Source organism: Streptomyces sp. NPDC043812 (assembly GCF_056436245.1).
Window position 1 is genome coordinate 131347 of sequence record NZ_JBWKCY010000008.1, and the last position, 24789, is coordinate 156135.

Here is a 24789-nt window from a genome sequence, read left to right on the forward strand (position 1 = left end):
CCGCCGGCCACGGGGAATCACGGAAATGGGGTCCGGGTGACTGCCAACACCCCGTCCGCCAAGGACGCTTCGCCGCCGCGGCGCAGTCCCGCGCGGCGGCCGACGATGAAGGACATCGCCCAGCGGGCGGGTGTCTCGGAGAGCGCCGTCTCGTTCGCGCTGAACGACCGCCCCGGCGTCTCGGACATCACCCGCGACCGCGTCCGCCGCGTCGCCGAGCAGCTCGGCTGGCGGCCGAGCACCGCCGCCAGGGCCCTGTCCGGTGAAGGCGCGGCGACGGTCGGGCTGGTCGTGGCGCGCCCCGCGACGACCCTCGGCGTGGACTCGTTCTTCCTCCAGCTGATCTCCGGCATCCAGGAGGTCCTGGCGGAGCGTCAGCTGGGCCTGCTGTTCCAGATGGCCGAGGACGTGGCCACCGAATGCGCGGTCTACCGCCGGTGGTGGGCCGAGCACCGCGTCGACGGCGTGCTCGTGGTGGATCCGCGCACCGACGACCCCCGGCCGGCGCTCCTCGACGAGCTGGGCCTGCCGGGGGTGGTCATCGGCGGGCTGCCCGATCCGCACCCGAACCTTTCACAGGTGCGGGCGGACGACAGCGGGGCCATGGCCCGTGTCGTCGGCCGGCTGCACGAACTGGGCCACCGCCGGATCGTGCACATCGCGGGACTGGCGTCGCTCGCGCACACCGACCGCCGTATCCGCTCGCTGCGCGCAGAGGCGGAGCGCCGGGGCCTGGCCGAGGTGCGCTCGGTGACCACGGACTACTCGGACACGGAGGGCGCGGCCGTCACCCGGCGGGTGCTGGCCTCGAAGGCGGCGCCCACCGCCCTGGTCTACGACAACGATGTGATGGCAGCGGCTGGCGCGGCCGTGACGGCGGGGCTCGGACTTGCCGTCCCCGGCGACGTGTCGATCGTGTCGTGGGAGGACTCGGTGCTGTGCCGGATGGTGCACCCGTACCTCACCGCCCTCTCCCGTGATCCCGTCGTCTTCGGGCGGATCGCCGCGCGGGAGCTCACGGCACTGCTCGACGGCGGCGCGGCCCGGTCCGTGCAGGTGCCCCTGCCCGAACTGATCGAGCGCGAGAGCACGGCAGGAGCCCGGGGGCCGCTCACACCTCCGGCGTAGAGCGCGGCAGGGCCCGGGGGCGTAGGGCGCGGCAGGGGGTCTCATGCACGTCCGGGTCCCGCCCGGCCCGACCACCTGCGAAATGCCACCCGGCGAACGCCGCTCTTCGGGGGCGTCCGGGTCCATACTGGCTGATATCAGAGCCAGAATGGGTACCCGGTAATCATGGTCACTTACAGTCAATCGGCTCATGACGCCGCCACGGAACTCGCCGCAGGCGAGGGGGCGCCCGCTGTCATCGTGTTCCTCCTCGTCGTGATCGGCCTGCTGGTTCTCCTCGTGTGGATCGTCTGGCAGGCCTCGCGCCGACGGCGTGACACGGCACCGCAGCGTGACGAGCTGCCGACCCCGCCCGACCACGGGACGCACTACGAGACGCGCCTCGAGCCCGACGAGATCGACGGGTCGCAGGGCCATCAGACGCCGGGCCGTCTGACGCCCCACGAGATGCACGGCTACGGGAACATGGGGTCCAGGCCCGTTCAGGAGGAGCCGCCGCCGCGCGACCCCGACGACAACAGCGGCGGGCCGGTCGGCAGCGGCAGCCAGGGCGGCTGAAGGAGCCTGAACGGCACGCCGGCGGCGGCGCCTGCCCCCGCTCGGCCGGTGGTTCCCCGCGGCGCCCGGGGCGGTCCCGGCCGCGGGCGCACCAGCATTCCGCCCATGGGGACTGCCGTCGGCGGCAGTCCGCTTCGCATGGCCCGCAGACACCAGTCCCGCGTGCGTATGAGTACCCGCACAGCCGGGCGTCGGCTCCCGGCCGAGGTGTCGGGACGGACCCGGACGGACGTTCACCCGTGGCACATGGTGGTGTCCGGCGAGCGCTGCGGCGGGGTCCGCCTCAGGCTGGACGAAGACTGCCGCAGACGGGCGCGGTGACCAACGGAAGGGCCCACGACGTGGATCCGAACGAGCGGACGAAGGACGTGTCCGGAGCCGTGCACGCCCACGCCTCCGTCCTCACCCTCCACGTCAACTCCGTCTCCTACACCATCGAGCTGGATCACCGCACGACCCTGCTGGACGCGCTGCGCGAGCGGCTGGACGTGACAGGGCCGAAGAAGGGCTGTGACCACGGCCAGTGCGGTGCGTGCACGGTCCTGTCGGACGGGCGGCGCGTACTGGCCTGCCTGCTGCCCGCCGTGGCGTACGACGGGGCACGGATCACCACCGTGGAGGGACTCGCGGACGGTGACCGGCTGCATCCGTTGCAGGAGGCGTTCGTGGCGCGTGACGCGCTGCAGTGCGGCTACTGCACGCCGGGCCAGATCTGTTCCGCGGTCGGCATGCTGGCCGAGGCCGCGCACGGTGATCCCTCCGCGGTGACGGAGGGCGACCGGCAGGGAGGGCCGGTCGAGCTCACCGCAGAGGAGATCCGTGAACGGATGAGCGGCAATGTGTGCCGGTGCGGGGCGTACCCGAACATCGTGGCGGCCATCGAGGACGTCGCCGAGGACGTGATCCGGTGAAACCCTTCGGCTATCTCCGCGCCACGACCGCCGATGAGGCTGTCGTGGCCCGTGCCGCACACCCCGGCGCCCAGTACCTGGCGGGCGGCACCAATCTCATGGATCTGATGAAGCTCGGTGTCGCCGCTCCGGGTCTGCTGATCGATGTCAGCGCGCTCCCGCTGGCCTTCGTGGACGAGACACCGCAGGGGGGTCTGCTCGTCGGTGCGACGGTGCGCAACGCGGATCTCGCCGCCCATCCGGCCGTGCGCACCCGCTATCCCGCTCTCTCGGCCGCCCTTCTCGCCGGCGCCTCGGGCCAGCTGCGCAACGTCGCGACCACCGGCGGTAATCTGCTGCAGCGCACCCGCTGTCCGTACTTCCAGGACGTGTCCAAGCCCTGCAACAAGCGGGCGCCGGGGACGGGTTGCCCGGCCCGGGAGGGCGAGCACCGCGATCTGGCCGTGCTCGGGCACTCCGAGCACTGCGTCGCCACGCACCCTTCCGACATGGCCGTGGCGCTGGCCGCCCACGACGCCATGCTGCGTGTTCGGGGCGCGGACGGCGAGCGCACCCTGCCCGTCACCGAATTCCACCGGCTGCCGGGCGAGCGGCCCGATCTGGACACCGAGCTCCGCGACGGCGAACTGATCACGGCGGTCGAACTGCCGCCCGTGCCCGAGGGTGCCCGCGCGGCGTACCGGAAGGTGCGCGACCGGACGTCGTACGCCTTCGCCCTGGTGTCCGTGGCCGTGGTGCTGGCCGTCGACAACGGTCGGATCCGGCATGTGGCGCTCGCCTTCGGGGGCCTCGCGCACCGCCCGTGGCGGGCCTGGACGGCCGAGGAACGGCTGGTCGGCGCGACGCCCTCCACAGGGTCGTTCGAGCATGCCGTGGAGGCCGAACTGGACGCGGCACAGCCACTGAGGGACAACGCCTTCAAGGTCCGCCTCGCGGGCGATCTCGCGGTCCGCATGCTCGTGGAGCTCGCCTCCGACGCGCACGAGGAGGCGTCATGACCGGTTCGCACGGTGCGCTGGGTCTCCCGGCCCTGCGCGTCGAGGCGCGGGACAAGGTGACCGGACGGGCCCGCTACGCGGCCGAGTACCGGCACCCGGACCGGGTGTGCGCCTGGCCCGTCCCGGCCACGGTGGCCCGCGGACGCATCACGGCCCTCGACACCGACGGCGCTCTGGCGCTCCCCGGCGTCCTGGCCGTCCTCACGCACGAGAACGCGCCACGCCTGGAGATGCCGGACGACGCGACGCTGTTCCTCCTCCAGGACGACCGTGTCCCGCATCGCGGCTGGTACGTCGCCCTGGTGGTGGCGGACACGCTCGAGCACGCGCGGGCCGGCGCCGCGGCCGTACGGGTGGAGTACGCGGCCGAGGACCACGACGTACGGCTCACCCGGAACCACCCGGGCCTGTACACGCCCGAGGTGGTCAACGGCGGCTATCCCGCGGTGCGCGAACGAGGGGACACGGAAGCCGCGCTCGCCGGCGGCGCGTTCCGCGTCGACGCGACGTACACGCTGACACCGCTGCACAACCACCCGATGGAGCCGCACGCCGCGACCGCCGTGTGGCGCGACGGCCGGCTGACGGTGCACGACTCCAGTCAGGGAGCCGGAACCGTCCGCGATGTGCTTGCACACGTCCTCCGGCTCGACCGCGCGCAGGTCACTGTGGTCTCCGCACATGTGGGCGGCGGCTTCGGCTGCAAGGGCACTCCCCGGCCGCACGTGGTGCTCGCCGCCATGGCTGCGCTCCACACGGAGCGGCCCGTCACGCTCGCCCTGCCCAGGCGTCAGATGGCGGCAGTGGTCGGCCATCGCCCGCCCACGGTGCACCGGGTGCGCATCGGCGCCGACGCGAACGGCGTCATCACAGCCCTTGACCACGACGTGGTCACGTACACATCGCGGGTACGCGAGTTCGTGGAGCAGGCCGCGGTGCCCGGGCGGGTCATGTACGGCTCCCCCGCCGGGCGTACCGCGCACCGCGTCGTGGCACTCGATGTACCGACGCCGTCCTGGATGCGTGCACCCGGCGAGGCCCCTGGGATGTATGCGCTGGAGTCCGCGATGGACGAGCTCGCCGTCGCCACCGGAATCGATCCGGTCGAGCTGCGGCTGCGCAACGAACCGGACACCGAGCCGGACACCGGGCGTCCGTTCAGCAGCCGGGGGCTCACCGCGTGCCTCACCGACGGAGCACGGCGGTTCGGCTGGCGGGAGCGCGATCCGCGGCCGGGTGCGGGGCGCGAGGGGGATCTCCTGGTCGGTACCGGGGTCGCCGCCAGTACATATCCGTTCTTCGTCGGTCCGTCGCGCGCGAGTGTGCACGCCGCCGCGGACGGCACCTTCCACGTCAGGATCAACGCCACCGACATCGGCACCGGTGCGCGGACCGTCCTCGCCCAGATCGCGGCCGACGTGCTCGGCGCCCCGACGGACGCGGTACGGATCGACATCGGCAGCAGTGATCTGCCCGCCGCCCTCCTTGCGGGTGGCTCGGCGGGTACCGCCTCGTGGGGATGGGCGGTACACAAGGCCGCCTCGGACCTCGCCGGGCAACTGGCAGGGCTGCGTGGCGGGATCCCGGACGAAGGGCTGACGGCGTCGGCCGACACCAAGGCGGAGGCAGGTGCCACGTCCGCGTACGCGCGGCACGCGTTCGGAGCGGTGTTCGCCGAAGTGCAGGTCGACACGGTGACCGGAGAGGTCCGGCTGCGGCGGCTGCTCGGTGTGTACGCGGCGGGCCGCATCCTCAACCCCCGTACCGCACGGTCGCAGTTGATCGGCGGCATGACGATGGGTCTGGGCATGGCGCTGACCGAGGGCAGCACGCTCGACCCCCGTTTCGGGGACTTCGCCGCGTGCGATCTGGCCTCGTACCATGTGCCGGTCTGCGCCGACGTGCCCGCGGTCGAGGCGCACTGGATCGACGAGGACGACCCGCATCTCGGTCCCACGGCGAGCAAGGGCATCGGTGAGATCGGCATCGTCGGGACGGCGGCGGCCATCGGCAACGCCGTCCACCACGCGCTGGGTGTGCGCCTGCGGGAGCTGCCCCTCACTCCGGACGCGGTGCTGGCCCATCTGCACCGGGCGGCTCCCCCGGATCCGACGTACCGGTGAGAGCCCCGGCGCGGCGGAACACCTCGACGAGCATCGGGAGCGTGACCCGCCCGGTGAACATGTTGCGCCTGCTGGGGTGGTAACAGCCCAGAACGTCGAGTTCCCGGCCCGCCCCGGTGCGCAGGGTGATGTGGACTCCGTGCCCGAACACGGGCCGCGGGCGCGGCAGTTCGTATCCGGCGGCCGCGAGGACGGGCAGCAGCGCCTGCCAGCCGAAGACACCGAGGACGACGACGGCGCGGAGCCGGGTCAGCAGCGCGAGTTCGGCTGCGAGCCAGGGCCGGCAGGTGTCCCTTTCCCCGGGCGTGGGTCTGTTCTGCGGCGGGGCGCAGTGGACGGGCGCGGTGACGCGCACTCCGTGCAGCACGAGGCCGTCGCCGCGGTGCGTGGAGGCCGGCTGGGACGCGAGACCGGCGGTGTGCAGCGCGGCGAACAGTGCGTCCCCGGAGTCGTCCCCGGTGAACATCCGCCCGGTGCGGTTGCCGCCGTGTGCGGCGGGGGCGAGTCCGACGACGGCGAGCTTGGCGTCCGCGGGGCCGAAGCCCGGGACGGGCCGGCCCCAGTACTGCCAGTCCTGGAAGGCGGCACGGCGCGTGCCGGCGACGCTCTCCCGCCATGCCACGAGCCTCGGGCAGGCCCGGCAGCGGCTCACCTGCTCGTCCAGCAGGGCGAGGTCGCGGCAGCCGGGCGCGGTGAGTTCGGGGAAGCGGGCGCTGTCGGGGTCGTGCGCGCTCACGGTGCGGCCGGCACGTCGGACCAGCGGGCGGCGAGCAGGAGGGCGATGTCGTCGGGTCGTTCGGCGCTGTGTCGCGCCTCGTTGATGAGCCGGTCCGCGGTGTCGGCGAGCGCGGCCCCGCCCACGTCGGCGAACGCGCGGCGCAGCTCCTCGATTCCCACGTCGATGTCGATCCCGGACCGCTCGACGAGGCCGTCGGTGAACAGGGCGAGCACCGCGCCGGGTTCGAGGGTCAGTTCGGTGACGGGGTACGCGGCGTCCGCGGCGACACCGAGGACGACTCCGCCGGGCAGGTCGAGGATGTCCGTGCGGCCGTCGGGGTGGCGCAGCAGCGGCTGGAGGTGTCCTGCGCGCACCGCCTGCGCGCTGCCCGTGGCGGGGTCGAGCAGGATGTAGCAGCAGCTGGCGAACTGGCCGGGGTCGAGGTCGATGAGCAGCCGGTTGGTGCCGCTCATCACCTCCTCGGGGGTGTGGCCGCTCATGGCCAGCGCCCTTACGGCGCTGCGGAGTTGGCCCATGGTCGCGGCGGCGGACACGCCGTGGCCCTGGACGTCGCCGATGACGATCGCCAGTCCCCGCCCGGTGTCGACGACGTCGTACCAGTCCCCGCCGACCTCCATCCCCTGGGTGCCGGGGAGGTAGCGGCCGACGGTCTCGAGCTGATCGACGACGGGCAGCCGGTGCGGGAGCAGCCCGTCCTGCAGGCCGCGGGCGAGTGCTGCCTCGGAGTCGTAGCGGCGGGCGCGCTGCAGCGCCTGGGCGATGAGTCCGGCGAGCGCGGTGAGCACGGTGCGTTCCTCGGGACTGAAGCCGCGCGGCTGGTCGAAGCCGAGAATGCAGGACCCGACCGGCCGGCCGGACGCGATGAGGGGCAGGAAGGCACGGGCGCCGACATGGGCGTCCAGCGGGATGCCCGGGTAGGCGTCGGAGAGATGCTGCATGGACTCGAAGAAGAGGGGGCGGCCGGCGGTGAGCGTCTCGACGCCCGGCAGCTTGGCGTCCAGACCGACGCCGTCGAACCGGTTCAGGAAGCCGCGGGGGAAGCCGGTTTCCCAGGCGAGGTACAGATGCTGGTTGCTGAGCAGATAGATGGCGAGCTGACGGCCGCCGAAGGCGGGCAGCAGTTCCTCGGTGACGACGGCGGACACCTGGCGGGCGGTCACGGCCTCGGTCAGCGCGATGGCAAGGGCGACCGGCCGGTAGAGCGCCACGGCCCGGTCGGCCGGTGAGCCGAGTCCGGTGCCGGGCGCGACGACGGATCCCGGGGTGTAGGCGGGGCTCTCGCCGGGGCTGAGGGTGACGGTCAGGCCGTCGAGGCCGGTGAACAGGGTGATCGACACCCATTCCTCGTCCCGGCGTGCGAGGAAGTGCACGGGGTCGCTGGAGAGCAGGGCGGCCCGGTAGTGGTCCTCGTAGGCGGACTGGCCGAGCCAGGGCACCGTCTCCCACAGGACCCGGCCGATGAGGTCGGCGCGCTGCTGGCCGAGCAGGGTCTCGGCGTGCTGGTTCACATACGAGATGCGCCCGAGCCGGTCGACGCTGCAGACACCGTGCGGGAGCCGGTCCGCGGCTTCGGCGACGACCGGGCCCGCGCCGAGGTCGACGAGGAAACCGGTGAGCTGCGTGCCGGACGACTTGTCGGAGGCGCGTCTTCGCCGGCCGGACAGTTCGAGCAGATGGGCGCGCCCGTCGGCACTCTGAAGCCGCATCCTGCGGGTCACGGGACGGTCGGACGCGGCCGCCTGCCGGGCGACCGCCCACAGACCGTAGGCGTCCTGCGGCTCGATGCGTGCGGCCACCGCTTCGACGGTGAGTGGCAGGTCCTCGGGGGCGACGCCCATGATGGCGCACCAGCCGTCGTCACCGGAGACGATGCCCGCTTCGAGGCTCCAGTCGAAGGCGCCGATCCGGATGGGGGGTGCGGTGAGGTCGGGCAGGGTGACGGCGAGCGGTTCGTCGTCCCATTCGATGCGCGGGCCGCTCGTCGACATGGCGCCGAGCGCGGCGCCGAGCTGGGTCGCCACCTCGCTGATCCGGCGCCGGTCGGCCGCGTCGACGGAACGGCCGGGGGTGGCGGGGCGCAGGACCGCCAGTACGCCGAACGTTTCACGGCCGTGGACGATCGGCTCGTACAACGACCCGAAGGGGAACGGGAGGCCCGCCATCAGCTGCGGGTAGCGGCGCATGGCTTCTTCCGCGTCGGCGAGGTGGATGGGCCGGCCCGAGCGGTAGGCGTCCGAATGCGGGAAGGGACGATTGACGTGCATGTCACGCCAGTGGCGGAAGAGGTTGGCGGGCAGACCTGCGAGCACGGCGAGCCGGAGCAGTTCGGGCGACGCGGAACGCATGTAGAGCCCGCCGGCGAATCCGCCGACGGACTCGATGGCGCTCACCTCGGCCTGGGCGAGCATCATGACCAACTCGTCCGGCCCGGTGTGGTCGCCGTCCGAGCCCCCTGGCCCCGCCCGCTGCGCGACGTGCTCGGGGCGCCCGCCCGCGCCGTACCAGCTCATCTTGCCAGGATGCTCCCCGGCGCCGGTGCTCCGCATCTCCGTGGACGCGGCGGGCGGCACCGGGGGCGCCGCACGTGTCGCCCGTGGTGCGGCGGGGCGGCTCGCCGCTCGCGGAGGGCCGGCGGCGTCCGGCCCGAGGGGCAGTCCGTGCACTTGAGCTAGATTTGAGCCCGATCCGGACGACAAGGAGGCACACGGTGCCATCAGGGCAGCAGGCACGTGCGCAGGCGGCCGCGATCACCCCGGGCCGTCAGTCACCGGTGTCCGAGGCCGCCCCCGCCGACCGCGTCCGGGCCCTTTTCGGCAGCCACCGGCTGTCCCCCGGCCAGCGCCGTATCGCGCAGTACATGATCGATCACCTGACCGAGGCCGCCTTCCTGTCGATCACGGATCTGGCGGAGCGGGTCGGGGTCAGCCAGCCGTCGGTGACCCGGTTCGCCACCTCGCTCGGCTACAGCGGCTTCCCCGCGCTGCGGGAGGCCCTGCAGCCGATCGCGCTCAGCGCTGTCGCCGGGGCACAGGAGACGCGGGAGCAGATCCGTCGCAACGAGCTGCAGGCGGCGGTCGACGCCGAGATCGAGAACCTGGAGAGCCTGCGCCGGGTGTTCGCCGACACCGACCAGGTGCTGGACCTCGGGCGTGAACTGGCCCGGTCGATGCCGCTGACCGTGCTCGGACTGCGGATCTCGGTGTCACTGGCGGAGTACTTCGCGTATGCCGCCCGCCGCATCCACCCCGATGTGCGGATCGTGACCCGCGGCGGCAGTGTCGCCTACGACGCGCTGCTCCAGTCGCGGGAGGCGGGCGGCACGTGGGTGCTGGCGTTCGCGATGCCCAGGCACGCCAACGAGACGCTCGCGACGCTGCGCGCCGCACGGAGCACGGGGCTGCACGTCGCCCTGATCACGGACCAGACGCTGGGGCCGCTCGTCGACGAGGCCGATGTGACGCTGACGGCGGGCACCGGGTCGCGTCTCGTATTCGATTCGTACGCGGCGCCGGGGGTCCTGTCGGCCGCGGTGCTGCAGGCGATGGCCGACGCGGATCCGGAGCGGACCCAGGCGCGGCTCGAGGGGTACGAGCAGGTCGCCGACCAGCACGACTTCTTCATCGAGGACTGACCGGTCACAGACCGGAGGCCCGGCGCCGTATGCGGCATGACTTTCCTGTGTGACACGCATGTTTCCCGGACATATTCACCGCGTCACTGTGCATGTAATTTTTCATACCCTTGCTTACTCGACGGTATATATATTTACTGCTCGTGGCAGACGGTCCACGGCTGCCGCGAGTGGCACGACCCATGCCCTCAAAGACGGAACATCCAGCAGACGGCGCTCCCTCCTCGCGCCGGCCTCGGGTGTTCAACCCGGGCACCCGCCGTACCGCGGATGCCCTCGGCGGTCCCGGTCAACCCCTGGGCCGGGACCGCCATCAGTCTCTCGATCAGAGCCCATCGGCACCGTCCGGAAGCGACCACCATGTCCCAGACCCTCACCGCGCACGGGCCTGACTGGCCCTGCCAGGTCAAGACTCCCGGAACGCGCGACTGGGACCGGACCGCCGCCCGATGGCTCCGGGATCTGCTCCCGGCCCGTTACGCCGGATACTCGGCGTTCACCCGCCACCCCGTGCTGCTCGCGCGCCATGCGCAGCTGCAGATCCAGCACGAGATCCGGGCCGTGCGCGTGGCGCTGCAGACCTCCCGAGCGGAGCTTCCCACGCTGGGCGTGGCGGAGACGGTCATCGAGAACACCATCCGGATGTACGCGGTGGAGCTGGAGCAGCTCAACCGCCTGGCGCGCGGAGTCCGCCTCGTCAACGAGGCGCTGCTCTCCGACGGCGCGGGCAGCGCGCCGCCCCGCAGGCGCTCTCCGGCGCAGCGCGTCTCCTAGGGCCTGTCCGGGCGCCTCTCCCCCACGCACGTCAGGCCAGCTGCCGCCGCACCAGTTCGTACAGCCGCCCGCCCGGCTCGGCCAGCAGGTCGGCGGGGCGGCCCTCCTCGACGATCCGGCCCTCGGACATGACGAGCACGCGGTCGGCGTCCATGACGGTGGTGAGCCGGTGGGCGATCACCACACGGGTGGCGCTCAGCTTCCGGGTGGAGTCGATCACCGTCCGTTGGGTCTCGTTGTCCAGTGCGCTGGTGGCCTCGTCCAGGAAGAGAATCCGCGGCCTGCGGACCAGGGCCTGCGCGATCATCAGCCGCTGGCGCTGACCGCCGGAGATCGCCCCGCCGTTCGCGATCATGGTGTGCATCCCCATCGGCATCCGCTTGATGTCCTCGGCCAGTCCCGCCATCTCGGCGGCCGCCCAGACCTCTTCCTCCGTGAAGGTCTCTGCACCGCAGATGCACTCCAGGATCGAGCCGGTCAGCGGCTGTGCGTTCTGCAGGACGACACCGCACTGGCGGCGCACCGCCGCCCGGTCGAGGGCCGACAGGTCCTGGCCGTCGTAGAGCACGGCGCCCGTGTCCGGGCGGTCGAAGCCGATCAGGAGCCGCAGCAGGGTCGACTTCCCGCAGCCGCTGGGACCGACGATGGCGACGAACTCCCCCGGCCGCACCTGCAGCGAGACGTCGTCGAGTACGGCGGGTCCGTCGGCGCCGTAGGCGAACGACAGCTTCCGCGCCTCGATCGCTCCGGAGAGCGTGCCGGGCTGAGCACTTCCCCCGCGTACCTCCGGTGCTTCGTCGAGGATGGGCCGCACCTGCTCGAACATGGGCAGCACGGCGACGGCCGACACCAGGACGCCGGTGAGCTGGGTGACCGACGTCAGCAGCATGGTCACGGCGGCATTGAAGGTCAGGAAGTCGCCCGCCGACATGGAGCCCCGCGCCGGGCCCGCGAGCAGCATGAACATCACGAGCGAGCACAACGGCAGGTAGACCGCGTCGAGCACGGTGGTCATGTTCTTGATCCGGCCCGCGCGCTGCTGGAGTTCGCGCGTCCGGGCGAACTCCCGCGCCCAGGCGGCGTACGCGAAGCTCTCCGCCGCGGCGACCCGCAGTTTGGGCAGTCCGCGCAGGGTCTGGAACGCCTGGTTGTTGAGCTTGTTGCTCAGTTCGACGAGTTGCCGCTGCCAGCGCACCTGCAGCAGTCCCATCGTCAGGAACACGACGGCGATCAGCAGCAGCATGCCCATGGCCGCGAGAGCCAGCGGCACGCTGTACCAGAGGAGCAGGGCCATGTTCATCAGCCCGACGGTGGTCGACTGCACCGCGACCGGGCCGATGCCGGACAGGACGCGGCGGATGGAGCTGATGCCCATGGCCGCACTGGCCAGCTCACCCGTGGAGCGTTCGGCGAAGAACCGGGTGGGCAGTCGCAGCAGCCTGTCCCAGACGGCCGGTTGAAGCGCGCTCTCGATACGCCCCTCCATCCGCAGGATGGTGAGGTTCTGCAGCAGCATGAACGCGGCGGAGACCACCCCGGCGATCATGACGGCGAGGGCGAACTGGACGATGAGGTTCGTCTCGGCGTTCGGCACGTACACGCCGAGCACCTTGCCGGTCGCGATCGGTACGAGCGCTCCCAGCCCGACGGTGACCAGTCCGCCGAGCATCAGGTTCCGCAGGTCCATTCGGGTGCCGCGCAGACTGAACCGCACCAGCCGCCTCAGGCTCGCGGGCCGTTCGGGCAGAGGCCGGTAGAACATGACGGCCCGCGGCTCGAACTCGTCAGCGTTGTCCTTGCCGATACGGGCGCGCGAGCCGGTGAGCGGGTTGACCGCCTCGTACCGGCCCCGACGCCACAGCAGGGCGACAGGGGCGCCCGACGCCGCCCGATGGCCCACCAGGTCACCGCTGTACGTGCGCCACCAGCTGCCCATGAGGCGTACGGGGCGGGTGCGGATGCGCGAGGCGATCGCGATGCGCTCCACCGGGGTGACGCGTTCGTCGCGGGGTCCGCTCCTCGGAGGTTCGGTCAGGGTGATGCCGGCTGCCCGGGCGACCTCGTGACACACGGCGAACACCGCGTCGTCGCTGTCCGCCCGCGATGTCCCGCCGCGGGCGCGGTCCCGCTTGCCGATGGAGGCCAGCAGTGCCTCGTCGGCGCGTGCACGGACGTCCTCACCGGCCTTGATACCGGCGGCCGTACGGTCCTCGTGGGCACGTTCCAGCTGTTCGATCCACTGGTCGACGGCGGACAGCAGTCGGTACTGCTGGTTGACCATGCGCTGCCACATCGCGCCGTCGACGAGCAGATCGCCCGCGGCGTCCGCGCTGTAGGCGGCCCCGTACCGGACGCTGCCGGGGTCGACGGGCATCCACAGGACGTCGTCGTCGGCCATGCCCGCGTCGGCGGCCGGCCGGTCCTCCAGCGGGGCCGAGAACAGGACGGAGAGGCTGCGCCCGACGCCGAGCGCGAAGGCGTGCTCCAACTGGCTCCAGGCCCCGTTGCCGTACGGGCTCTGCGCGTACGGGTCCTGGGTGCCGTAGTGCTGCTGGCCATAGCCGGCCTGGCCGTACGGGTCGTGCGCGTACGGGTCCTGGTGGAGCTCGCGCAGCGGGATGCGGCGCAGCAGGCACTCCTGCGAGGGGCGGCCGACCAGCGTGTGGCGCGGGCCCTCCACCGGGCCGAGCAGCAGGGTGCCGGGGTCGAGCCGGCCGAGGAAGTGCCAGTGGCCCTGCTCGGCGGCGTCCACCGCGAAGAGGTCGAGGCTGCCGCCGACCACGAGCCACAGCACCTGCGGGCCTTCGAGGTGGAGGCTGCGAAGCCCGGTGCCGTCGACCGCTGCGCCGAGCCCACCGAAGGCGTAGGCGACCGCGTCGGTGGGCGCCGGCTGTTCCGTGGGAGTCGTGTCCTGGCTCGCGGCCGGGTGTACGGATGACACGTCAGTGCTCCTTGACCAGCTCGGCGTAGGCTCCGCGGGCGGCGACGAGTTCCTCGTGCCGGCCGCGTTCGACGACCGCACCGTGGTCGAGGACCACGATCTCGTCGCTGTCGCGTACGGTGCTCAGCCGGTGGGCGATCACGACGCAGGCGCAGCCGCGCCTGCGGATGTTGTCGATGATGATGCGCTCGGTCTCGGCGTCGAGGGCGCTGGTGACCTCGTCCAGCACGAGGATGCTGGGCCTGCGCACCAGCGCACGGGCGATCTCCAGGCGCTGGCGCTGTCCGCCGGAGAAGTTGCGCCCGTCCTGTTCGACGCGGCTGTGGATGCCCTCGGGCCTGCGCATGACGACGTCGTGGAGCGCGGCGTCCTGGAGCGCGGCGACAACGGCCTCGTCGGTGAGGGAGGGGTCCCACAGGGCGACGTTGTCCCGCACGGTGCCCTCGAAGAGGAAGATGTCCTGGTCGACGAAGGAGACGGAGGCGGCCACCGCGCTGCGGGAGATGTCCTCCAGACGCTCCCCGTCGATCCGGATCGTCCCCTCCCACGGGGTGTACAGGCCGGAGATGAGCCGCGAGACGGTCGACTTCCCGCTGCCCGAGCCACCGACGAGGGCCACCTGCCGGCCGGGGCCGACGGCCAGGGAGAAGCCTTCGAGGAGGGGTTTGTCGAGCGGGCTGTAACCGAAGGTGATGTTCTCCAACGTCACATGGCCCTTGAGCCTGCGGGTGCTCGGGTCGGGTTCGTCGCGGGAGTAGAGCGCGTCGACGGGGAAGTTCTCGACGTCCTTGAGCCGGGTGACGTCGGCGGCGAAGTCCTGGATGCGCCCGGCCACGCCGTTGAGCCGGGTGATGGGCGCGGTGAATCGTGCCACGAGTGCCTGGAAGGCGACGAGGAGGCCGATCGAGATGTGGCCCTCGACGGCCCGCAGTCCACCGATCCAGAGGATGACCGCGCTGTTGAGGGTGGCGAGGGTCGGGGCGACGACGGCGAGGACCGCGCTGGGCACCCCGAGCCGCTGCTGCACTTCGAGGGTGGTGGCGTGCTGCCCCGCCCAGCGGCGGAAGAATCCGTCCTCGCCGCCGGTCGCCTTCATGGTCTCGATCAGCTGGAGGCCGGTGTAGGAGGTGTTGGTGAGCCGTGCGCTGTCGGCGCGCAGTTTCTGGGTGTGGGTGGCCCGCAGCCGTATCACGATCCGCATGGCCACCACGTTCAGGAGCGCGATCAGCACACCGACGACGGTCAGTTGGGGGTCGTACGTCCACAGCAGCACGGCGTAGAGCACGACGACGACGCCGTCGACGGCGGCCGCGGCGAGGTCGCGGGCCAGGGTCTCGGCCACCGCGTCGTTGGACTGCAGCCGCTGGACCAGGTCTGCGGGGCTGCGCTGGGCGAAGAACGTGACCGGCAGCCGCAGCAGATGGCGCAGGAACCGGGCGCTGCCGAGGGTGGAGGAGATGATGCGGCCGCGCAGCAGGTTCGACTGCTGCAGTCCGGTCAGCACGGCGGTGAGCACGACCATCGTCGCGAGCGAGGCGAACAGGGGGCCCAGCAGTGAGGTCTGGCCGCCGATCAGGAACATGTCGATGTAGGTGCGGCTGAGCGCGGGGACGGCCGCGCCGACGGCGACGAGCAGCAGGCTGGCGAGGAGCGCGGCCAGCAGCGTTCCGGTGGTGCCGCGCAGGCGTGCCGGCACGGCCCGCATGATGCCCGGTTTGCGGCCTCCCGTACGGAAGTCCGGGCCCGGCTCGAAGACGAGCGCGACGCCGGTGAAGCTGGTGTCGAAGTCCTCCGTGGAGACGAAGCGGCGTCCCTTGTCGGGGTCGTTGATGTGGACGCCGCGGCGGCCGAGGCGGCGGCCCATGCCGTCGTAGACGACGTAGTGGTTGAACTCCCAGAACAGGATGGCGGGCCCCTGGACCTCGGCGAGGGCGGTCGCCTCCATCTGCATGCCCTTGGCGGTGAGGCCGTAACTGCGGGCAGCCTTGAGGATGTTGCTGGCACGCGATCCGTCACGGGACACGCCGCAGGCGATGCGGAGCTCTTCGAGGGGGACGTGGCGGCCGTGGTGGGCGAGCACCATGGCCAGGGCGGCGGCGCCGCACTCCACAGCCTCCATCTGGAGCACGGTCGGGGTGCGTACGGCCCTGACCCTGCGTGCCGGGCGCTGCTTGCGGTTCTGGCCGGGCCCGGCGCGACGGGATCCGCGACGGCCGCTCGGGGCCGGTTCGGGACGGTGCCTGCGACGGCCGGCGGGCGGCAGTTGCCGCTGGGTAGGGACGGCGGATTCGCGGTGCGTGGTCACGGCAGCAGCCAATCGATCGGATGCTGGGCGGCAAGGTGGACGGAACCCTCCGCGAGCGTCATGGATTCGAGCGCGTACGGCGGCCCGTCGGAGGTGGACCAGTCGTAGCCCGACTCGGTGCCGCTCGCCCGCTGCAGTTCCACGAGTACGGACACGGGCTGGCCGTCCTTCGAGAACTGTTCGCCGAGCTGGCTGCTGCCGAGGAAGGCAGTGATGCGCTGGCGGGTCTGGGCGGTGCGGCCCACGGACTTCACGCGGCCGCGCAGCACGCCGTACTTCTGGGTGGCCACCGACTGGACGCCGAGGTCGACGCGGGCGCCGACGGTCACGCTCGACCCGCTCTCGGCGGGCACGTACAACATGGCCATCAGGGGGTCGCGGGCCTTGTCGACACGTTCCACGGCGGCCACGTCACTGCCGGTGGTGACGACGGATCCGATGGCGGCGACGAGCGCCGTGAGCCGGCCGGCGGCGATGGTGCGCACGACGGTGTCGCCCTGGGCGGTGCGCACCTTGAGCAGGGGCGCGTCGGCCTCGACGCGTTCCCCCTCCTCGGCCAGCACATCGGTGACCTGGCCCGAGACGGGACTCTGCAGGACGTAGCTGCCCTGTGCGTGGGTGAGGATGCCGGGTGCGGAGACCGTGGACGTCACGGTGCCGGTCACGGACCAGACCGCGGCGGCGATCATCACGACGACGGTGACGGTCAGGACGAGAAGGCCCTGCGGCCGGGCGAACCGCACCGGGAGGTCGATCTCCTCCGGTGACTGCAGCTTGGAAAGGGCCTGTTGGCGGAACTGCACGACACTCTTCCCTCAACTGCCTGGGGACTGCGGTCCCTGGAACTGCATCGAGCCGCACGAAGCGGCGGTGAAACCACGCGCGGCCGTGCGCCCCGGGACCTGGATTGGTCCGGGGCACACGGCTCGGCATGCCGGCAGAGCGGGCCGGCGAGCCGCGGAGGTCTTACAGACCGGCGACGAGACCGGTGACCGGGCCGGTGATGGCGGCGGTGTTGATGCCGGTGGCGCCCTCGACCAGACCGGTCGCGGTGGCAACGGTGGCCGAGACCGGGGCGATCGTGTCAAGAGCGGCGGTGGCGTTGCCGACCACGGCGCTGTGCAGGCCGCCGGCCACGTTGTCCAGCTCGCTGTCGGAGATCTCCTGGGTGGGGACGAAGTTCATAAGAAGCTTCCCTTCGGGATGGGTATTTCGAAATGTCAGCGCCCGGCCGCACATAAAGAGTTGCCGACCGCTCGGCGGGCGTGGGGAGATTCTCGGATCCGAGAACCAAATCAAATCCCGCGGTGCGAAGGATCAAAGCACGTAAGCGCGTTGAGCAGCCAATCGCCGGAGGCGGACAGAAGGGCCGTTCGGGCCCCGAACGCGCCACGTATTACCGCGACGTGCACGCGCCTACATGAATCGGTGCCATCTCCTTCACGGGATCACCCAACACGGCAGCCCTGCCGCACCCCGGCGCGGGACCGCCGAACGGGACATTCCTGCACAGAGTCAGATATCTGCAGGTCAGAGCCGAGTTACCGATGGGGAGACGATGTGCCGCCTGAGCATTCGCTGTGCAGATTCACGGAAGGAGACGGTTGTTCGACCGGGCCTCACAGGGCCTTCACACATTCAGGGGTGCGGCGTTCGCGCCGCACCCCTGAATGTCGTTCTGCGTCACCGGTCAATTGCGGAGCGTATTCGCCTCCGCGGATTCGGGGACGGGCACGGTGATTTCGGCGTGCAGTGCCGCCGCATAGGCCTCGTCCGGATCGAGCCTGCGCAGTTCCTCCGCGATCAGTTCCGCCGTCGTGCGCACCTTCAGGGCGAGGACGCGATTCGGCTGTCCCGGGATCGCGAGCCGGGCGACCGGCCCTTCCGGACGGTCGATATGGATCTCCCCGTCGGCGGTCCGCAGCCGCACGGCGGTGACGACGGGGCCCGCGGTGACGACCTGTTCGACGGGCACCTGGAGCCGGGCGGCGAACCAACGGGCCAGCAGTTCGGCGCTGGGGTTCTCCGCCTCGCTCTCCACCACGGCGGAGATGACCTCGGCGCGCGCCTGGTCGAGGGCGGCGGCGAGCATGGAGCGCCAGGGGGTGAGCCGTGTCCAGGCGAGGTCGGTGTCACCGGGCTCGTACCCGGCGGCGCGGGCGGCCAGTTCACGCAGCGGCTCCTCGACCGCGTAGGCGTCGGTGATGCGGCGCTGGGCGAGGGCGCCGAGCGGATCCTTGGCGGGGACCGGCGGGGCGTCGACCGGCCACCAGACGACGACAGGGGCGTCGGGCAGCAGCAGAGGGAGGACCACCGAGTCCGCTCGGTCGGCGAGTTCACCGTGCAGCCGCAGCAGAACGGTCTCCCCCGCGCCCGCGTCGGAGCCCACGCGCACCTCGGCGTCGAGGCGCGCGTCGTTGCGGTCGCGCGGCGAGCGTGCATGGCGCTTGATGACGACAAGCGTGCGGGAGGGGTGCTCCCGCGAGGCGTCGCCCGCCGCCTTGATGGCGTCGTAGGCGTTCTCCTCGTCGGTGACGATGACGAGGGTGAGCACCATGCCGACCGCCTGTGTGCCGATGGCACGGCGGCCCTCGATCAACGCTTTGTTGATCTTGCCGGCCGTGGTGTCCGTAAGGTCGATCTTCATGGCCTGCGCCAGCTCCGTCCGTCTCGTGCGAGCATCTCGTCCGCTTCCGGCGGGCCCCAGGTGCCCGACGTGTACTGGGCCGGGGTGCCGTGTCGGGCCCAGTGGTCCTCGATCGGGTCGAGGATCTTCCAGGACTCCTCCACCTCTTCCGGGCGCGGGAAGAGGTTGGCATCGCCGAGCAGCACATCGAGGATGAGCCGCTCGTACGCCTCCGGGCTGGACTCGGTGAACGATTCGCCGTACGCGAAGTCCATCGTCACGTCCCGCAGCTCCATCGAGGTGCCGGGGACCTTGGAGCCGAAGCGCATGGTGACGCCCTCGTCCGGCTGGACACGGATGACCAGGGCGTTCTGCCCCAGTTCCTCGGTGGCCGTCGAGTCGAACGGCGAGTGCGGGGCGCGCTGGAAGACGACCGCGATCTCGGTGACGCGGCGGCCCAGGCGCTTTCCGGTGCGCAGATAGAAGGGGACACCCGCCCAGCGGCGGTTGTCGATCTCCAGCCTGATCGCCGCGAAGGTGTCGGTCGTCGACTTCGGCGCGATGCCGTCCTCCTGGAGATAGCCGACCGCCTTCTCACCGCCCTGCCAGCCCGTCGCGTACTGACCGCGCACGGTGTGGCGTGCCAGGTCGTCAGGAACCTTGACGGCCTTGAAGACCTTCAGCTTCTCGGTGACGAGCGACGCGGCATCGAAGGCCGCGGGCTCCTCCATCGCGGTCAGCGCGAGCAGCTGGAGGAGATGGTTCTGGATGACGTCACGGGCGGCGCCGATGCCGTCGTAGTAGCCGGCGCGGCCGCCGATGCCGATGTCCTCGGCCATCGTGATCTGCACGTGGTCGACGTACGACCGGTTCCAGATCGGCTCGAAGAGCGTGTTGGCGAACCGCAGCGCCAGGATGTTCTGGACGGTCTCCTTGCCCAGGTAGTGGTCGATCCGGAAGACCTCGTCCGGGGAGAACACGTCGTGCACGATCACGTTGAGCTCGCGGGCGCTGGTCAGATCGTGGCCGAACGGCTTCTCGATGACCGCGCGGCGCCAGGAACCGCCGGGTGCGCCCGACAGTCCGTGGTCCTTGAGCTGCTGCACGACCTTGGGGAAGAACTTCGGCGGCACGGACAGATAGAAGGCGAAGTTGCCGCCGGTCCCCTGCGCCTTGTCCAGCTCCTCGACCGTGATCCGCAGCTGTTCGAACGCTGCATCGTCGTCGAAGTCCCCCTGGACGAACCGCATCCCCTCGGCCAGCTGATGCCACACCTCCTCGCGGAATGGCGTGCGTGCGTGCTCCCGGACTGCGTCGTGGACCTCCTGGGCGAAGTCCTGGTCCTGCCAGTCCCGGCGGGCGAAGCCGACGAGCGAGAAGCCCGGCGGCAGCAGTCCGCGGTTGGCGAGGTCGTAGACGGCGGGCATCAGCTTCTTGCGGGACAGGTCCCCGGTGACTCCGAAGATCACGAGTCCGGAGGGCCCGGCGATACGGGGCAGCCGCCGGTCGAGCGGGTCCCGCAGCGGATTCGCCCAGCCGCTGTTCTCTGACATGGGGTCAGGCCTCCTTGAGCGAACGGCTTTCGAGTGCGTCCGTTCCGAGGATCGCATCTCTCCCCGATCTTGTACGGATACCTCAGCGTGCCGCCGCGTCAATCCATTCCCGCGACCTCGTGCGTCAGGGCCCCTCGTCCGGATCGGACCGTGCGGGCCGATCAGTCGGTGACCGGGGTCAGCGTCGCCTCGCAGTCCATGCGCCGTTCGTGGCCGACAGCGCGTTCCAGGCCGGTGAGGCGCAGGCGCACGGTGTGCCGGACGTCCTCGGGCGCGCTCGAGGCGGTAAAGCGCAGTTCGAGGTCGCCGGGCTCGACGATCCTGCCGCCGTCGACGCCCGTGAACGAGGCGAGGTCGGCGTGGAAGCGGAACCGCACCCGGGCCGCCTCGCCGGCCGCCAGGGGCACCCGCGCGTAGCCGATGAGCCGTGCCTCGGGGCGGGTGGTCCGGGCGACCGGATCGTGCAGATACAACTGGACGACCTCGGCACCTGCCCGATCGCCGGTGTTGCGGACGACGACGTCGATGTCGGTGGCGCCGTCCGTGGCGATCTCCGCCGGGACGGGTGCACCGCCCTGCCAGGCGAAAGTGGTGTACGACAGTCCGTGCCCGAAGGGGTACAGGGGCGTCGGGTCGAGGCTGCTCACCCCGCCCGCAAGGCCGAGCGGGGGCTGCAGATACGTCCACGGCTGGCCGCCGGGACCACGGGGTACGCCGACGGGGAGCCGGCCGGACGGGTTGACGCGTCCGGAGAGCACTCCGGCCAGTGCCGGGCCGCCTTCCTCCCCGGGGAAGAACGCCTGGACGACGGCGGCCAGTCGGTCCGCCCAGCGGCCGAGCGCGTAGGGACGCCCCGTCACCAGTACGGCCACGACGGGAGTCCCGGTCGCGAGCAGGGCGTCCAGGAGCTCGCCCTGGACACCGGGCAGGGTGAGGTCGGCGGCGTCGCAGCCCTCTCCGGAGGTGCCGCGGCCGAACAGCCCGGCGCGGTCACCGAGCACGGCCACGCAGACGTCGGCGTCGCGGGCCACTGCGGCGGCGTCGGCGATGCGGGAGGTCTCTGTTCCGTCGACGTCGCAGCCGTCCGCATGGCGCACCGCCGCGTCGGGGAACTCGGCCGTCAACGACTGCAGCACGGTGGGGATGTCGATGCCCAGCGGCATCTCGGGGTGGCCGACGCCGACATGGCTGGGGAACGAGTAGCAGCCGAGCATCGCGAGCGGATCGTCGGCGCGGGGGCCGACGACGGCGACGCGGGCGACGTCGGGGCGCAGCGGGAGGACGCCGGCGGCATTGGCGAGCAGGACACAGGACTGCTCGGCGAGCCGTCGTGCGGTGTCGCGGTTGACCGTCGGGTCGAGATCCACACTGCCGCGCACCTCGCCGGCGTCCGCCGTCCCGATCGCTGCCGGGTACGGCGACCAGTCGGGGTCCAGCAGGCCCAGTTCGCATTTCTGGAGCAGGACGCGGCGCAGCGCGCGGTCCACCAGTTCCTCCGGGACCGTCCCCTCCTGCAGGGCTGCGACCAGGGCGTCGCCGTAGGAGCGGACCGTGGGCAGTTCGACGTCGACCCCTGCGGTGAGGGCGAGCCTCGCGGCGTCGGCCCGGTCGGCGGCCACCTTGTGCAGTGTCTCGAGGAAGCCGATGCCGAAGTAGTCGGCGACGACCGTGCCGGTGAATCCCCAGGTGTCGCGCAGGAGTCCGGTGAGAAGGCCCGCGTCGGCCGCGGCGGGGACACCGTCGATCTCGGCGTAGGAGTGCATCACGGAACGCGCGCCGCCGTCCCGCAGAGCCATTTCGAACGGAGGCAGGATCACGTCGGCGAGCTCGCGGGCGCCGGCGCGCACGGGGGCGAGGTTGCGTGCTCCGGAGGAAGCCGAGTAGCCGGCGAAGTGTTTGAGGGTCGCGACGATGCCGGCGGACTGCAGTCCGCGCACATAGGCGGTGCCGAGAGTGGCGACGAGGTACGGGTCCTCCCCCATGGTTTCCTCCACGCGGCCCCAGCGCAGGTCCCTGACCACGTCGAGGACGGGGGCCAGACCCTGGTGGACGCCGACCGCGCGCAGGTCGTGGCCGATGCGTCCGGCCATCTCGGTCACGAGCTCCGGGTCGAAGGCGGCGCCCCAGGCCAGCGGTACGGGGTAGGCCGTGGCACCCCAGGCGGTGAAGCCGGCGAGGCACTCCTCGTGGGCGAGGGCGGGAATGCCGAAGCGGTTGGCGGCGGCGATCTGCAGTTGTGCGCGCGCCAGGGCCACGGCTCCGGTCGCGGGGTCGACCGGGGCGGTGCCGAACGGCCGGGTCAGCTGACCGAGTCCGCGGGTGATGAGGGTGCCCCAGTCGACGGTGTCGACCATGTCGTTCTGGTGGGGCGCCACACCGTCGCCGTCGCCGTCGGCGCCCACCCACACCCCGTACAGCTGGGCTGTCTTCTCCCAGGGAGTCATGCGTCCCATCAGGTCGGCGACCCGCTCCTCGGGGGTGAGCGAGGGATCGCGCCAGGGGCCGTCGGCCTCGGGGGCGAAGGCGGCGGCCGAGGCGGCCTCAAGGGTGTCCGGGGCAGGCGGGATTGCCATCGGGCGGGGATTCCTCTCGGTGGTGGCGAGGTGCGGGGCTGCGGGGGCTACTTGCCGCCGACGCCCATCAGGCCGTTGATCAGGGCGCGCCGCGCGAAGAGATAGACCGTGAAGATGGGGACCACGGACAGGGCGACGGCGGCCAGCAGAGCGGGGACGTTGAGTCCGTGCTGGCCCATGAACGCGAACAGGCCCAGGGTCAGCACCTGTTGCTCGGGGGACTGGGTGAGGATCAGGGGGAACAGGAAGCCGTTCCATGCCTGAAGGGCGGAGAAGATCGCGACGGTGCTGATGCCGGCCCGGCCCAGCGGGACGGCGAGCTGCCACAGCATCCGCGCGGGTGTGGCGCCGTCCAGGGCCATCGCCTCGTACAGCTCTTCGGAGATGTCGCGCAGGGTGGAGGTGAGCACCAGGACGGCGACGGGCATCGCGAAGGCGGCGGTGGGCAGGACGACGGCGAGCAGACTGTCGTAGAGGCCCATCTCGGCGATGAGCAGGTACAGGGGCACGACGACGGCCTGTGCGGGAATCGCGACGCCGAGCAGGAAGATGCGGAACGTGGTGTTCGAGGCACGGCTCAGGGTGCGCACGGCGACATAGGCGACGGGGACGGACAGGGCGAGCACGAGGGCGACCGTGCCCACCGCGACGATGGCGGTGTTGCCGAGCAGGGTGAGGAACCCGCTGTTCAGCACGGAGTTGTAGTTGTCGGCGGTGGGGTGCGTGGGAAACGCCAGCGGATTGCCGGTGAGGGCGTCCTGCTGCCGCGTCAGGGACGAGGAGACCATCGTGTACAGCGGCACGATCACGACGGCGAGCCACACGAGTGCGCCGAGTCCGGCGAGCGGATTGCTTCTTGCGAGACGGCGGCGCAGGCCGCCGGCCGGGGACGGTACCGGGCGGATCGTCGTGGCCATCGGTCACATCCCTTCCCTGGTGGAGCGCATCCGCCCGAAGCCGCTGAACTTCACCAGCAGCAGGGACAGCGCGGTGGCCACGACGACCAGCGCGGTCGCGATGGCGCTGGAGTAGCCGAGGTCGTACGTCTTGAAGCCGGTGCGGTACATCAGATACGGCACGATCGTGGTGTCCGTTCCCGGCCCGCCCTGGGTCATGATCAGGACGGTGTCGAAGTAGGTGAGGGAACCGACGATCATGAGTACGGAGGACGTGGTCACGGAGTTGCGCAGCTGCGGCAGGGTCACGGAGAAGAACTGCCGCACGGTGCCCGCACCGTCGATGGCCGCGGCCTGGTAGAGCACCTCGGGGATCTGCCGCGCGCCGCCCTGGTAGATCAGGGTGTGGAAGGGGATGAACTGCCAGCCGCCGACGAAGGCCACGGTGAGCAGGGCTCCCGTGGACGAGCCGAGGATGTTCGGGTCGATGCCGAGCCAGGGCCCGATCTCCTTGATGACACCGAAGTTCGGGTCGAGCAGCGTGTGGAACAGGACCGCGACGGCGGTCGTGGACAACAGCAGCGGGACGAAGAACACGGCGGAGAGGACCGCGCGGTTGAGCTGCCTGCCTGCCGCCCAGACGCCGAGCAGCAGCGCCACCGGAGTCTGGAAGGCCCAGCTGATCACGGTGAGCAGCAGGCTCAGCCATGCCGCACGGCCGAACTCGGCATCGTTCAGCAGCCGTGTCCAGTTGTCCGTGCCGATCGGTGTGGGCGGGGTGAGCCCGTCCCAGGAGCAGAACGAGAGATAGACGGCCAGGCCCATGGGGACGATGGCGAAGAGGCCGAAGAACAGGACGCCGGGCAGTGCCCAGCCGATGTGCGGTCGCCCGATGCCGCGCGCCGGGGCGGGGGGGGGGGGGGGGGGGGGGGGGGGGGGGGGGGGGGGGGGAGGGGGGGGGGGGGGGGGGGGGGGGGGGGGGGGGGGGGGGGGGGGGGGGGGGGGGGGGGCGGGAACACCCCCACCCCCACCT

General features: G+C 71.6%; 18 protein-coding genes. 7 read left to right on the plus strand and 11 right to left on the minus strand.

The genetic code is table 11. The annotated features are described in order from the left end of the window. The first annotated feature begins 105 nt into the window (after positions 1–105). From AC067Z_RS14420 to AC067Z_RS14440, 5 genes are all read left to right on the plus strand, one after another. The gene (locus AC067Z_RS14420; RefSeq protein ID WP_478789946.1) at positions 106–1128 is read left to right on the plus strand and encodes a LacI family DNA-binding transcriptional regulator; all 1023 of its coding nucleotides are present in this window, start codon (positions 106–108) and stop codon (positions 1126–1128) included. Positions 1129–1293: 165 nt separating this feature from the next. Continuing rightward, complete coding sequence (locus AC067Z_RS14425; protein ID WP_478789807.1) at positions 1294–1686, plus strand: DUF6479 family protein; 393 nt, start codon at positions 1294–1296, stop codon at positions 1684–1686. A 341-nt stretch (positions 1687–2027) separates the two neighbouring features. Continuing rightward, positions 2028–2597, plus strand: a complete 570-nt coding sequence (locus tag AC067Z_RS14430) for a (2Fe-2S)-binding protein (RefSeq protein ID WP_478789947.1) — start codon at positions 2028–2030, stop codon at positions 2595–2597. Then, a complete protein-coding gene (locus tag AC067Z_RS14435; protein WP_478789808.1) occupies positions 2594–3595 on the plus strand; it encodes an FAD binding domain-containing protein in 1002 nt (333 codons plus the stop codon). The genes AC067Z_RS14430 and AC067Z_RS14435 overlap by 4 nt, the downstream gene beginning before the upstream one ends. Further along, positions 3592–5718, plus strand: coding sequence for a xanthine dehydrogenase family protein molybdopterin-binding subunit (locus AC067Z_RS14440; RefSeq protein ID WP_478789809.1), 2127 nt, complete (start codon positions 3592–3594; stop codon positions 5716–5718). The genes AC067Z_RS14435 and AC067Z_RS14440 overlap by 4 nt, the downstream gene beginning before the upstream one ends. Here the strand turns inward: AC067Z_RS14440 and AC067Z_RS14445 are convergent. Continuing rightward, entirely contained in the window at positions 5654–6454 is an 801-nt protein-coding gene (locus AC067Z_RS14445; RefSeq protein WP_478789810.1) for a uracil-DNA glycosylase, read from the minus strand. The two genes, AC067Z_RS14440 and AC067Z_RS14445, sit on opposite strands and share 65 nt — an antisense overlap. Further along, positions 6451–8967, minus strand: a complete 2517-nt coding sequence (locus AC067Z_RS14450; protein WP_478789811.1) for a SpoIIE family protein phosphatase — start codon at positions 8965–8967, stop codon at positions 6451–6453. Before AC067Z_RS14450 ends, AC067Z_RS14445 begins: the two co-directional genes overlap by 4 nt. A 197-nt stretch (positions 8968–9164) precedes the next feature. Here AC067Z_RS14450 and AC067Z_RS14455 point away from each other — a divergent pair, with 197 nt between their 5' ends. Both AC067Z_RS14455 and AC067Z_RS14460 read left to right on the plus strand, forming a co-directional pair. Continuing rightward, positions 9165–10088, plus strand: coding sequence for a MurR/RpiR family transcriptional regulator (locus AC067Z_RS14455; protein WP_478789812.1), 924 nt, complete (start codon positions 9165–9167; stop codon positions 10086–10088). Between the two features lie 360 nt (positions 10089–10448). Further along, complete coding sequence (locus AC067Z_RS14460; protein ID WP_478789813.1) at positions 10449–10862, plus strand: hypothetical protein; 414 nt, start codon at positions 10449–10451, stop codon at positions 10860–10862. A gap of 31 nt (positions 10863–10893) precedes the next feature. Here AC067Z_RS14460 and AC067Z_RS14465 read toward each other — a convergent pair whose 3' ends face one another. From AC067Z_RS14465 to AC067Z_RS14505, 9 genes are all read right to left on the minus strand, one after another. Then, a complete protein-coding gene (locus tag AC067Z_RS14465; RefSeq protein WP_478789814.1) occupies positions 10894–13803 on the minus strand; it encodes an NHLP bacteriocin export ABC transporter permease/ATPase subunit in 2910 nt (969 codons plus the stop codon). Between the two features lies 1 nt (position 13804). Next, complete coding sequence (locus AC067Z_RS14470; protein WP_478789815.1) at positions 13805–16108, minus strand: NHLP family bacteriocin export ABC transporter peptidase/permease/ATPase subunit; 2304 nt, start codon at positions 16106–16108, stop codon at positions 13805–13807. Beyond that, positions 16105–16911, minus strand: a complete 807-nt coding sequence (locus AC067Z_RS14475; protein ID WP_478789816.1) for a hypothetical protein — start codon at positions 16909–16911, stop codon at positions 16105–16107. The genes AC067Z_RS14470 and AC067Z_RS14475 overlap by 4 nt, the downstream gene beginning before the upstream one ends. A gap of 163 nt (positions 16912–17074) precedes the next feature. Further along, a complete protein-coding gene (locus AC067Z_RS14480; protein ID WP_478789817.1) occupies positions 17075–17293 on the minus strand; it encodes a type A2 lantipeptide in 219 nt (72 codons plus the stop codon). A gap of 505 nt (positions 17294–17798) precedes the next feature. Beyond that, entirely contained in the window at positions 17799–18755 is a 957-nt protein-coding gene (gene opcA, locus AC067Z_RS14485; protein ID WP_478789818.1) for a glucose-6-phosphate dehydrogenase assembly protein OpcA, read from the minus strand. Then, entirely contained in the window at positions 18752–20287 is a 1536-nt protein-coding gene (zwf, locus tag AC067Z_RS14490; RefSeq protein WP_478789819.1) for a glucose-6-phosphate dehydrogenase, read from the minus strand. The genes opcA and zwf overlap by 4 nt, the downstream gene beginning before the upstream one ends. A gap of 161 nt (positions 20288–20448) precedes the next feature. Further along, the gene (locus tag AC067Z_RS14495; protein WP_478789820.1) at positions 20449–22860 is read right to left on the minus strand and encodes a beta-xylosidase/alpha-l-arabinosidase; all 2412 of its coding nucleotides are present in this window, start codon (positions 22858–22860) and stop codon (positions 20449–20451) included. Positions 22861–22907: 47 nt separating this feature from the next. Then, positions 22908–23777, minus strand: a complete 870-nt coding sequence (locus AC067Z_RS14500; protein ID WP_478789821.1) for a carbohydrate ABC transporter permease — start codon at positions 23775–23777, stop codon at positions 22908–22910. 3 nt (positions 23778–23780) lie between these two features. Continuing rightward, the gene (locus AC067Z_RS14505; protein ID WP_478789948.1) at positions 23781–24650 is read right to left on the minus strand and encodes a carbohydrate ABC transporter permease; all 870 of its coding nucleotides are present in this window, start codon (positions 24648–24650) and stop codon (positions 23781–23783) included. Positions 24651–24789: the final 139 nt, after the last annotated feature.

Coding starts and splice junctions, on each gene's coding strand:
- AC067Z_RS14500 (WP_478789821.1), bottom strand. CDS start 23,777: ATGGCCACGACGATCCGCCCGGTACCGTCCCCGGCCGGCGGCCTGCGC.
- opcA (WP_478789818.1), bottom strand. CDS start 18,755: ATGAAGATCGACCTTACGGACACCACGGCCGGCAAGATCAACAAAGCG.
- AC067Z_RS14440 (WP_478789809.1), top strand. CDS start 3,592: ATGACCGGTTCGCACGGTGCGCTGGGTCTCCCGGCCCTGCGCGTCGAG.
- AC067Z_RS14450 (WP_478789811.1), bottom strand. CDS start 8,967: ATGAGCTGGTACGGCGCGGGCGGGCGCCCCGAGCACGTCGCGCAGCGG.
- AC067Z_RS14495 (WP_478789820.1), bottom strand. CDS start 22,860: ATGGCAATCCCGCCTGCCCCGGACACCCTTGAGGCCGCCTCGGCCGCC.
- AC067Z_RS14420 (WP_478789946.1), top strand. CDS start 106: ATGAAGGACATCGCCCAGCGGGCGGGTGTCTCGGAGAGCGCCGTCTCG.
- AC067Z_RS14425 (WP_478789807.1), top strand. CDS start 1,294: ATGGTCACTTACAGTCAATCGGCTCATGACGCCGCCACGGAACTCGCC.
- AC067Z_RS14460 (WP_478789813.1), top strand. CDS start 10,449: ATGTCCCAGACCCTCACCGCGCACGGGCCTGACTGGCCCTGCCAGGTC.
- AC067Z_RS14480 (WP_478789817.1), bottom strand. CDS start 17,293: ATGAACTTCGTCCCCACCCAGGAGATCTCCGACAGCGAGCTGGACAAC.
- zwf (WP_478789819.1), bottom strand. CDS start 20,287: ATGTCAGAGAACAGCGGCTGGGCGAATCCGCTGCGGGACCCGCTCGAC.